The 9,868-nt window shown below is 70.7% G+C and carries 9 protein-coding genes; 1 reads left to right on the forward strand and 8 read right to left on the reverse strand.

The annotated features are described in order from the left end of the window. Positions 1–159: 159 nt before the first annotated feature. Genes ACWCQK_RS19265 through ACWCQK_RS19280 form a run of 4 tightly spaced genes read right to left on the reverse strand, consistent with a single transcriptional unit; the run spans position 160 to position 3,188 of the window. Positions 160–633, reverse strand: coding sequence for a MarR family winged helix-turn-helix transcriptional regulator (locus ACWCQK_RS19265; protein WP_451156353.1), 474 nt, complete (start codon positions 631–633; stop codon positions 160–162). Continuing rightward, complete coding sequence (locus ACWCQK_RS19270; RefSeq protein WP_451156354.1) at positions 630–1,388, reverse strand: energy-coupling factor ABC transporter ATP-binding protein; 759 nt, start codon at positions 1,386–1,388, stop codon at positions 630–632. Before ACWCQK_RS19270 ends, ACWCQK_RS19265 begins: the two co-directional genes overlap by 4 nt. After that, positions 1,376–2,137 carry a cobalt ECF transporter T component CbiQ gene (gene cbiQ, locus ACWCQK_RS19275; protein WP_451156355.1) on the reverse strand — a complete coding sequence of 254 codons (762 nt, stop codon included), beginning with the start codon at positions 2,135–2,137 and terminating at the stop codon, positions 1,376–1,378. Before cbiQ ends, ACWCQK_RS19270 begins: the two co-directional genes overlap by 13 nt. A gap of 1 nt (position 2,138) precedes the next feature. Then, the gene (locus tag ACWCQK_RS19280; protein WP_451156356.1) at positions 2,139–3,188 is read right to left on the reverse strand and encodes an energy-coupling factor ABC transporter permease; all 1,050 of its coding nucleotides are present in this window, start codon (positions 3,186–3,188) and stop codon (positions 2,139–2,141) included. A gap of 165 nt (positions 3,189–3,353) precedes the next feature. On the opposite strand from ACWCQK_RS19280, the gene ACWCQK_RS19285 reads away from it, so the two are divergent. Continuing rightward, the gene (locus tag ACWCQK_RS19285; RefSeq protein WP_451156357.1) at positions 3,354–3,698 is read left to right on the forward strand and encodes an SsgA family sporulation/cell division regulator; all 345 of its coding nucleotides are present in this window, start codon (positions 3,354–3,356) and stop codon (positions 3,696–3,698) included. A 122-nt stretch (positions 3,699–3,820) separates the two neighbouring features. Here the strand turns inward: ACWCQK_RS19285 and ACWCQK_RS19290 are convergent, their stop codons facing one another. The 4 genes from ACWCQK_RS19290 to ACWCQK_RS19305 form a co-directional block, all read right to left on the reverse strand. Beyond that, positions 3,821–5,485, reverse strand: coding sequence for a penicillin-binding transpeptidase domain-containing protein (locus tag ACWCQK_RS19290; protein ID WP_451156358.1), 1,665 nt, complete (start codon positions 5,483–5,485; stop codon positions 3,821–3,823). A gap of 165 nt (positions 5,486–5,650) precedes the next feature. Next, positions 5,651–7,288 carry a penicillin-binding transpeptidase domain-containing protein gene (locus tag ACWCQK_RS19295; RefSeq protein ID WP_451156359.1) on the reverse strand — a complete coding sequence of 546 codons (1,638 nt, stop codon included), beginning with the start codon at positions 7,286–7,288 and terminating at the stop codon, positions 5,651–5,653. Between the two features lie 282 nt (positions 7,289–7,570). Beyond that, positions 7,571–8,365 carry a hypothetical protein gene (locus ACWCQK_RS19300; RefSeq protein ID WP_451156360.1) on the reverse strand — a complete coding sequence of 265 codons (795 nt, stop codon included), beginning with the start codon at positions 8,363–8,365 and terminating at the stop codon, positions 7,571–7,573. A gap of 552 nt (positions 8,366–8,917) precedes the next feature. Beyond that, entirely contained in the window at positions 8,918–9,799 is an 882-nt protein-coding gene (locus ACWCQK_RS19305; RefSeq protein WP_451156361.1) for a glycosyltransferase family 4 protein, read from the reverse strand. Positions 9,800–9,868: the final 69 nt, after the last annotated feature.

The following is a 9,868-nucleotide window of genomic DNA, read 5'->3' on the forward strand; positions in this document are numbered from 1 at the left end:
ATACAGAAGTGTGCAAGTGCATCGCGCACAAGATACCGATTGGTACGGGGTGGCGGAAGGCAGGGGGGAGTGACCACGGGTAACGGGCCGCGGACGGCGCCGCGGTCGCGACCCGGGTCGGTGCCCGCGCACGGAGGGCCGGTGGGCGGGCGCGATGGGTCAGCGGGCGCGCTCGGCCGCGCTGTGCGCCCGCAGCGCCAGTTCCCGCAGCTCCTGGCGCAGCCGCACGGCGTCCGCCGGGTCGAGCCCGGTCGCGGTGAGCAGCGCGCCGGGCAGCCGCGCCGCGCGCTCCCTGAGCGTCTCCCCGCGCCCGGTGACCGCGACGAACACCGAGCGCTCGTCGCGCGCCGAGCGCTCCCGGCGCAGCAGGCCGGCCGACTCCAGCCGCTTCAGCAGCGGCGAGACCGTGCCGTAGTCGAGCCGCAGTGCCTCGGTCAGCTCCTTGACCGTGATCTCGCCGCGCTCCCAGAGCACCAGTAGCACGAGGTACTGCGGGTAGGTGAGCCCGAGTTCGTCCAGGAGTGGACGGTAGGCCGCCGTCACCGCGCGCTGGGCCGCGTACAGGGCGAAGCACAACTGGTCGTCCAGCAGCAGCGATCCGGCGTCCGGCCCGGCGTCCTCTTGATGCGTCACGCGCCCATTGTCACCGAGCGGGGGTCGAACCCGAAGGGAAGTTCCAGACGGTGGGCGCTCATCAGCCCGTCGTCCGCGAGCAGTTCGCCGGTGCGGCCGTCCGCGGCGATCACGCCCTCGCTCAGGATCAGCGCCCGCGGGCACAGTTCCAGCGCGTACGGCAGGTCGTGCGTGACCATCAGCACCGTCACGTCCAACGACCTCAGGATGTCGGCGAGTTCGCGTCGGGAGGCGGGGTCCAGGTTGGACGAGGGCTCGTCCAGGACCAGGATCTCGGGCTCCATCGCCAGCACGGTCGCCACGGCCACCCGCCGGCGCTGCCCGAAGGAGAGGTGGTGCGGCGGGCGGTCCTTGAACTCCGCCATGCCGACCCGGGCCAGCGCACGGTCGACCCGTTCCTCCAGTTCGGGCCCCTTCAGACCGGCCGCCGCCGGCCCGAAGGCCACGTCCTCGCGGACGGTCGGCATGAAGAGCTGGTCGTCGGGATCCTGGAAGACGATGCCGACCCGGCGGCGGATCTCGGCCATGTGCTTCTTGCCGACGGGCAGTCCCGCGACCGTCACCGTCCCCGCCCCGCCGGTCAGGATGCCGTTGAGGTGCAGCACGAGGGTCGTCTTCCCGGCGCCGTTCGGCCCGAGCAGCGCGACCCGCTCGCCGCGCGCGACGGTGAAGTCCACGCCGAACAGGGCCTGATGGCCGTCGGGGTAGGCGAAGGCCAGTCCGGCCACTTCCAGCGAAGGTGTCACAGCGTCCATCCCAGCAGACATACGACGAGGGCGGCGAGGGGGAGGGTGAGGGCGTAGGACCACTGCGCCCGGGAGGCGGTCACCTCGTCGATGACCGGCATCGCACCGGCGTAGCCACGGCTGACCATGGCCAGGTGCACCCGCTCGCCCCGTTCGTAGGAGCGGATGAACAGCGCGCCCGCGGACTTCGCGAGCACGCCCCAGTGCCGTACGCCCCTGGCCTCGAATCCGCGCGACTCCCGCGCGATCCGCATCCGCCGCATCTCGTCGGTGATGACATCGCCGTAGCGGATCATGAAGGAGGCGATCTGCACCAGCAGCGGCGGGAGCTTCAGGCGTTGCAGGCCGAGCAGGAGTTCGCGCAGTTCGGTGGTGGAGGCGAGCAGGACGGAGGCGGCGACGCCGAGGGTGCCCTTGGCGAGCACGTTCCAGGCGCCCCACAGGCCCTCGACGCTGAGCGACAGGCCCAGCACGTCCACCCGCGCGCCCTCCGCCACGAACGGCATGAGCACGGCGAACGCGACGAACGGCACCTCGATGAGCAGCCGCTTCAGCAGGAAGGCGGCGGGCACGCGCGCGAGGTGCGCGACGACGCCGAGCAGGACGGCGTACAGGCCGAAGGCCCACATCGCCTCCCGCGGCGTCGACACCACGACCACCACGAAGGCGAACGCGGCGGCGAGCTTGGTGTGCGGCGGCAGTCCGTGCACGGGCGAGTGCCCGTGCCGGTAGAGCCGGTGCGCGTGCCCGGCGCCCATCTCAGATCCCCGCGCTCGCCGCCGGGGACACATCGGCGGTACGCCGCCTGCGTACCGCCCAGAACACCGTGCTGCCCGCGACGACGGTGACGCCGACGCCGATCACGCCCGCGAGACCGCCGGACAGGCGGGCGTTCTCGACGTCCTTGACGCCGTAGTCGGCGAGCGGGGAGTCGGCCGACGCGTGCTCCTCGGCCTTGCGGTCGATGCCCTTGTCGTGGGCGACCTTCTCCAGGCCGTCCGGGTCGGCGGAGGCGTAGAAGCTGACGAAGCCGGCCAGGACGAGGGAGGTGACGAGGCCGGTGATCCACACCGTGCGGCGGGAGGTCCGGGCGGCCACCGGGACCGGCTCGGCGGCGGGCGCGTCGACCAGGTCGCCGTTCACCCGCAGCTTCAGCCGCTGCTCCAGACCGCGCGCGCCGTGCACGAGATCCGGCCGTACGGCGATGACGGCGCCGACGGTCAGAGCGGTGATCACGGCCTCGCCGATGCCGATCAGCACGTGCACGCCGATCATGGCGGTGGCGACCTTGTCGAGGGAGACGTCCGTGGTGCCGCCGATCGCGTACATCATGGTGAACGCCAGGGCGGCGGCCGGGACGGAGAGGAGGGCGGCGGCGAAGGAGGCGACGGTCACCGACCGGCGCTTGCGCGGCAGCACCTTCAGCAGGCCGCGGAAGACGGCGTACCCGACGACCGTCGTCACGAGCGCCATGTCGGTGATGTTCACGCCGAGCGCGGTCAGGCCGCCGTCGGCGAAGAGGATGCCCTGCATGAGCAGGACCACGGACACACACAGGACCCCTGTGCAGGGGCCGACGAGTATCGCGGCCAGCGCGCCGCCGAGCAGATGTCCGCTGGTCCCGGCCGCGACCGGGAAGTTCAGCATCTGGACGGCGAAGATGAACGCTGCCACGAGTCCGGCCAGCGGGGCGGTGCGCTCGTCGAGTTCGCGGCGGGCGCCGCGCAGGCTCACGGCGACGGCTCCGGCGGCGACGACTGCGGTCACGGCGGACGTAGGGGCGTTGATGAATCCGTCAGGCACATGCACCGTTCGATGATAGTGGCTTAATGCGAACGGGTTGCAAGAGCGAGGGAGTCGTCATCGCGCGGAAATTGAGCCCTCTCGGAGGGCGCGTTCGGGAAAATATGGGACATTGGAGAGAAAGCGGATGCGTGGCTTTCGCACAGGTCACCGATTGTTAGGGGCCGTCCGATGTCTGTAGTCGAACAGTACGCGCGAGTCCACATCGTCACGGACGAGGACACCCTGGAGGATCCCGGAGCCGTCCCGGTGGTGCTGCGCTACGACCCGGACGCCGATCCGCGCGAGGTCCGCATCGGTCTGCCCGCACACGAGTGGACCCTCTCCCGGTCCCTGCTGGAGGAGGGGCTGCGGGCCCCGGCCGGCTCGGGAGACGTGCGGGTGTGGCCGTGCGGCCGGGTCCAGGCGGTCGTCGAGTTCCACTCGGCGCAGGGCGTCTCGGTGCTGCAGTTCGAGTCGGCGGCGCTGGTGCGGTTCCTGCGCCGTACGTACACGGTGACGCCGGTGGCGAGCTGACGAGTCGACAAGCTGACGCGCGCGGCGACTCGCCGGGGGCAGGTCGACGGCGGTCCGCCGGACCGCCGACGCGGTCCGGCGGCGGTCCGTGGCGGTCCGGCGGGAGGCCGGACGCGCCCCCGTCAGCCGCCCGCGCGCAGCAGTGACGCCACGATCGGGCCGGCCGTGTCGCCGCCGTGGCCGCCCGCCTGGACGACGCCGGCCGCCGCGAGGTCGCCGCGGTACGCCGTGAACCAGCCGTTCGGCTTCTCCTGGTTGTCGACCTCCGCCGAGCCCGTCTTGGCGCCGTAGTCCGGGCCGAGCCCCGACATCGCCTCGGCGGCGGTGCCGTACGCGGCCGTGTACCGCATGAGCTCGCGCAGCTGCGCCAGGGTGTCCGGGGACAGCTTGCGGGTGGCGATGGCCAGCGTGCGGTGGTCGGTCGTCGGCGCGACCAGGTACGGCTGGTGGAAGGTGCCCGACTTGACCGTCGAGGCGACCGACGCCATGTTCAGCGGGTTCATCCGCACCCCGCCCTGGCCGATCAGCTCCGCCGCCTTCTGCGCCGCGCTCTGGGCCGGGACCGCGCCGTCGAAGGTGGGCACGCCGATCGCCCAGTTGTTCATCGACAGGCCGAAGACCTGCTGGGCCTGCTGGGTCAGGTCACTGTTGTCGAGCTTGCCCGCCTGGCTGATGAAGGCCGTGTTGCAGGAGCGGGCGAAGCTCGCCTTGAACGTGCCGCCCTTGATCTCGAAGTCGTCGTCGTTGTGGAACTTCCAGCCGCCGTAGCTGAAGGTCTTGGGGCACGGGTGCGTCTTGTCGGCCGACGCCAGCCCCTTCTCGATCAGCAGCGACGAGGTGATGACCTTCATCGTGGAGCCGGGTGCCAGGGAACCCTGGAACGCCGTGTTGAAGCCGTGGCTGGTGTTGGCCACCGCGAGGATCTCGCCCGTGGACGGCCGCATGAGGACCACCGACGCCCTCGGCCGCTTGGCCACCTGCTGCTCCGCGGCCGCCTGCAGGGTCGGACTCAGCGTGGTCCTCACCGTGCCCGGGGTGCCCTTGCTCAGCTCCAGCAGGGTCTTGTCGGAGGCCTTCTTCGCCTTCGACTCCTTCCCGCGCACCGCCCGCAGCTCGACGCCCGCCTTGCCGCCGGCGATCTTGCCGTACTTCTCGCGCAGCCCGTCCAGCACCGAGCCCAGCGAGGGGTACTCGGCCGCGGTGATCTCCCCGCCGTGGCGGTCGAGGGCCTTCACCGGCGGGGTGCCGGAGTCACTGGTGACGAGGGTGTCGCCGTCCTCGAGGTCGGGGTGGACGACGGAGGCGTGCCAGTCGACCAGCGGCTTGCCGTCCGCCGCCCGGCGCACGACCGTGAGCGCGCTGTCGTACGTGAGCGGCTTGCTGACGCCCTTGTACGTCACCGTGCCCTTCACCGAGAACGGCACCTTGTCGCCGGCGGGGGTGCCGGCGGTGAGGGTGACGCCCGTGACATGGGCGTCCTTGGTGTAGCCGGTGAGCTGCGTGGCCGCGGCCGCGGAGTCGTCCGTGGCCGCCGCGGCCAGGGTGGTGCGGCCCTGCTGCCAGGACGTCAGAAAGCGCCGGGCCGTGGTGGTGACCTCGGCCGCGGTCAGCGGCCCGGTCTTGACCGCCTTGGCCTTCCGCCCTGCCGCGTCGTCCCCGGCCGGGGCCCCGCCGCCGTACAGCGCGTACACCCCGAACCCGGCGCCCGCGACCGCCACGGCGACCACGCCGGCGATCAGCGCCGGTCTCGTGCGCCGCCGTTCGGCGACCCGTCTCCTCTTGCCCACAGCCCGACCCTCCGCGATTCCCCAGGGCCCCTCGCCCCGCTGCCCACGTTGCCCTCACACACCCCAACGACGGCAACAGCCTAGAGTCCCGTCCTGTGGGAGTGACGTGAGCCACCCACGCGGGGCCCGCCGGCGGGCGGGCGAGGGGTCCCCGGGCCGGTGCCCTCAGCCGCCCGCGCGCAGCACCGCCGCCACGATCGGGCCCGCCGCGTCGCCGCCGTGGCCGCCCTCCTGGGTCATGGCCGCCGCCGCGATGTCGTTGCGGTAGCCGGTGAACCAGCTGTTGGACCTGGACTGGCCGTCGACCTCGGCGGAGCCGGTCTTCGCGCCGATACGGCCGCTGAGGCCGGCCATCACCTGGGCGGCGGTGCCGCTGGTGGCGGTGCGGTTCATCATGGCGCGCAGCTGCTGGACCGTGCCGGACGGCAGGCCCCGCGCCGTGGCGAGTTCACGGTCGTCCAGGCTCCGCGGCACGATCACCGGCTGCCGGAAGGTGCCCGTCATCGCGGTCGCCGTCACCGAGGCCATGTTCAGCGGGCTCATCTGGACCTGGCCCTGGCCGATCATGTTGGCGGCGGTGTCCGGGCCGCCGGAGGCCGGGACGGACCCGTCGAAGGACGGGATGCCGGTCTTCCAGTCGTCCCGCCCCAGCCCGAACCGGTTCTGGGCCTCGTCGGTCAGGGAGTCCACCTCGACCTCGTCCGCGTAGCCCACGAACGCGGTGTTGCAGGAGCGGGAGAAGCTGTCGGAGAGGGTCGCGCCCTCGTCCGGCTCCATGTCCTTGAGGTTGTGGAAGGTCTGGCTCTGCCAGACCTTGGTGTCCGGGCAGGGCGCCGGCCCGTTCGCCGTCGTGATCCCGTTGTCGATGAGGGTCGCCGCGCTGATGATCTTCATCGTGGAGCCGGGGGCCAGCTCGCCCAGGAACGCGGCGTTGAAGCCGTCGCCGCGGTGGTTGGCGACCGCCAGCACCTCACCGGTGCTCGGCTTCACGGCGACCACGGACGACTCGCTGTAGGTGCGCACCGCCTGCTCGGCCGCCGCCTGCGCGCTCGCGCTGAGCGTCGTCGGCAGCTTGCCCGCCTTGCCCTCGGCGAGGGTCACCAGTGTGGTGTCGGCGGTGTTCCCGTCGGCGTGCCGGATGCCGAGCTCGATGCCGGGGGTGCCGCCCGCCCGCTCGCCGTACTTGTCGCGCAGTCCGTCCAGGATCGGCCCGAGGGAGGGGTACTTCTCCTTCGTCAGGACCTTGCCGTCGCGGTCCACGGCCTCGATCGGCGGGCTCGCGGACTCACCGGTCACCAGGGTGTCGTCCATGCCCTTCAGCTCGGGATGGACGACCGACGGTGCCCAGTCGACCAGCGCCCGCCCGGTGGTGACCCCGCGCACCACCGTCAGCTCGCTCCGGTAGTTCAGCGGCTTGGACTTCCCGTCGTACGACACCGTTGCCTTCACCGTGAAGGGAACCGTGTCGCCGTGCGCCGCGCCCGGCGTGATCCTCACGCCCGTGATGTGCGCGTCCCGGCCGTACGAGGTCAGCAGCGGTCCGGCCTTGACGGCGTTGTTCGTGAGGTTCGCCGCCTTCGCCGGCTCGTTCTTCTCCCAGGCCGCGAGGAACCGGGCGCTGGTCTCCTTCACCTCGGCCCCGCTGGGCGGACCGGTCCTCACGGGCGCGGGTCCGCTCGCCCCCGAGCGCCCGGAACCGTCGTCGTTCAGCGCGGACACGAAGGTGTAGGCGCCGTACCCGGCACCGCCCAGCATCACCACGAACACCGTCCCTACGACGGCGGTCTTAGCCCCCTTGCGCATGTGCGAGTCCCTCCCCGTTCCCCGTCTGTGAAGTTGTCCGGGGGTTTCTGAACGCGTTCAGAAACCCCCGGCCCGGCCCACAGTAGACGGAAAGCGGTCTCCCGGAACAGAGGTTTCCGCAATCGTTAGACGGGCGGGGAGGGATGTGTCCGGATCCGAGCCGCGGTCACATCCGTGAACGCCGGTCGCCGACCGGGACGGGGGTGTCCGTGGAGCAGGGCCTGAAACGGCCGGAGGGAGCCGTACCGGCAGCCGGAGCCGGTCACCTCACCGGGTCGGGGCTCACTTCACGTCGACGTAGTCGGCCCAGCCGATCGAGGCCGTGGTGAGGCTCGTGCCCTGGAAGTTGTAGCGGTACGCGCCGTCCGCCGTCGCCTTCACGGTGGCCGCGGCCCAGCCGTTGCGGTCGGTCTTGATCTTCTTCAGGGTGACGAAGGGGCCGGTCGTGCCCTTGCGGTACTGGAGCAGCACCTGGTGCCCGACGAGGGGCACGTTCTTGTGCTTCTCCCAGCTGGCGACGGTCATCTGGGCCTTGACCGTGAGGCTCTTGCCCTTCTTCACCGACTGCGGGCCGGCGACGGTCTGGGACGCGTAGGCGTTGCGCTTGATGCGTGCGAAGTACGCGTGGTCGAGGCCGTCCGCGCGGGTCACGTCGCCGGCGCCGTCGACGGCCACGGCGGTGAGGTACCAGAGGCCGGCGACGGAGTTGCGGTGGAGGTTGACGTTCGGGTCGGCCGTCAGGAGGGCCTCGCAGTAGGAGGCGGTCGCGCTGAGCGGCGAACAGTGGGCACGCCCGGCCATGAGCCCGTCGGCAGTCGCCGGGTCCTCTCCGTGCCGCAGATCGAACGACACGCTCCGGACGCCGTTCGGGTCGGTGACCGTCGCGCCGATCGTGAAGACCCGCTTCCGCGCGGCCTCGACGCCGACGGTGTAGTCGCGGTTGTGGTTGACGTCGATGTTCCAGAACTTCGTGCCCGAGTCGTCCTGGGCGACGGCCGGGGCGGCGAGGGCGCCCACGGCCAGGACGGCGCTGAAGGCGGCGGCGGTGGCGGCGACGGCAGTGGTGTGTCTGCGCATGCTGTGGTGTCCCCACGCTCGATGGATCGGGTGATCACTTCAGCGCGTCAGACAAGGGGGCCACCCGGGGGGTTGTGCACCCCTGCGGCCCCGTCCCGGCTCTTAACCCGGCCGTCGCCTCGAGTTGGCGAGATCACGGCCCGTCGGCCAACTCGCCTGCCACAGGCGTCATGCGGGCGTTCGCGAGGCACGCTGAAGACCACGGTCACCGCCTCGGCCGACGGCTTCTACCGCTGGGTGTACTACGGCAACTCCACGACCGGCAGTGTCACCGGCGCGGCCGACTGCATCGACGTGCGCTGACGCCCGGTCCAGGACCGACGACGAAGGGGGCGCGGCGGAACGCCGCGCCCCCTCGCCACGTCTGCGCAGCTAGACCCAGGTGTCCAGCCACATCCGGGATCGCCAGTCGTCGATCGGGATCGCCTGGCCGGTGTACAGGGGCCAGAAGTAGATGAAGTTTGCGCAGGACGGCCCCGTATGTCCCCGACCAGCGCGTTCGGCTCCGGTCGAGGACGTATCGCGTAGTTGGGGCCGTCCCTGGGCCGTGATCTAGTTAGGGACGGAATCTAGGACCAGCTGGGCTGCTGCAGCCCATGACCGCTCGCGGGCCATGGCATGCCGCAATTTGTCAGCCGCAGCAAAAGCTGCTCCACGGTCCCTCATGACGGCAGCGATCGCGTGACCCCACTGGAGAACGTCGGCTTCCTCGCCATTCCCGACAGGTACAACGAAGCGATCCGCCTCTTGGGGCAGTACCTCTCGCAACAAGACGCCGAGCCCGCTTCTGCTGCTCACCAGCACAGGGGTTCCGGCTTGAATGGCCTCAAGTCCCACAAGTCCCACAAGTCCGAAGGCTTCTGCCCGTGAGGGCATGACGACCAGGCTTGCTCGTCGTACTTCCCGCTCCACATCAAACGATGTGGAGTAGTTGCGCATCGTGACGTGCACAGCATGGTGATCGACCCAGGTCAAAACTTGATCTCGCATGGCTACGGAGCTCCCAGCCGGCGCTCCCCTCACCAGCAGTTCCCATTGGTCTGCCAAGGGGCTCAACCGAATGGCTCGGCCCACTGCCTTTGCCGCCAGGTCCAAACCCTTCAATGACGCGTCCTCCATGCGTCCCGTCATGAGGATCTGAGGTACTCCGGGGGGAGGCTGGCGCGTCACTCCTGACTTGATGTCGAAGCCTGGATCGAGCCGCAGCGGTGGAGGTGTGCTCTCGTACACGGACAGATCGCGATGAAGCCAGGACGCCAGCACCGGTCCAACGGCGAACGTACGTGTGGCGTCCCGCGCCAAGTTGAGCTCCTGCAGTACCCGCAGTTCCGCTCGCTCGGCCGCGTCGTCCGTGCGGTCGAGTTTGTGCCACTCGATTTGGTCCGGTGCCACGTGAACGAAGTGCAACGGGTCTGCTGCACGATCGGGTGACATCTGAACTGGCTTGCCCTGTGGGGCGGGTGGGAAGGATGTCGCTGTGCCCAAGCCTTATCCCGAAGAGTT

The sequence above is a fragment of the Streptomyces sp. NPDC002306 genome (assembly GCF_053593435.1).

Bases quoted from the DNA above. Each gene is read 5' to 3' on its own strand.
- ACWCQK_RS19270 (WP_451156354.1), bottom strand. From the start codon at position 1,388: ATGGACGCTGTGACACCTTCGCTGGAAGTGGCCGGACTGGCCTTCGCC.
- cbiQ (WP_451156355.1), bottom strand. From the start codon at position 2,137: ATGGGCGCCGGGCACGCGCACCGGCTCTACCGGCACGGGCACTCGCCC.
- ACWCQK_RS19285 (WP_451156357.1), top strand. From the start codon at position 3,354: ATGTCTGTAGTCGAACAGTACGCGCGAGTCCACATCGTCACGGACGAG.
- ACWCQK_RS19295 (WP_451156359.1), bottom strand. From the start codon at position 7,288: ATGCGCAAGGGGGCTAAGACCGCCGTCGTAGGGACGGTGTTCGTGGTG.
- ACWCQK_RS19300 (WP_451156360.1), bottom strand. From the start codon at position 8,365: ATGCGCAGACACACCACTGCCGTCGCCGCCACCGCCGCCGCCTTCAGC.
- ACWCQK_RS19305 (WP_451156361.1), bottom strand. From the start codon at position 9,799: ATGTCACCCGATCGTGCAGCAGACCCGTTGCACTTCGTTCACGTGGCA.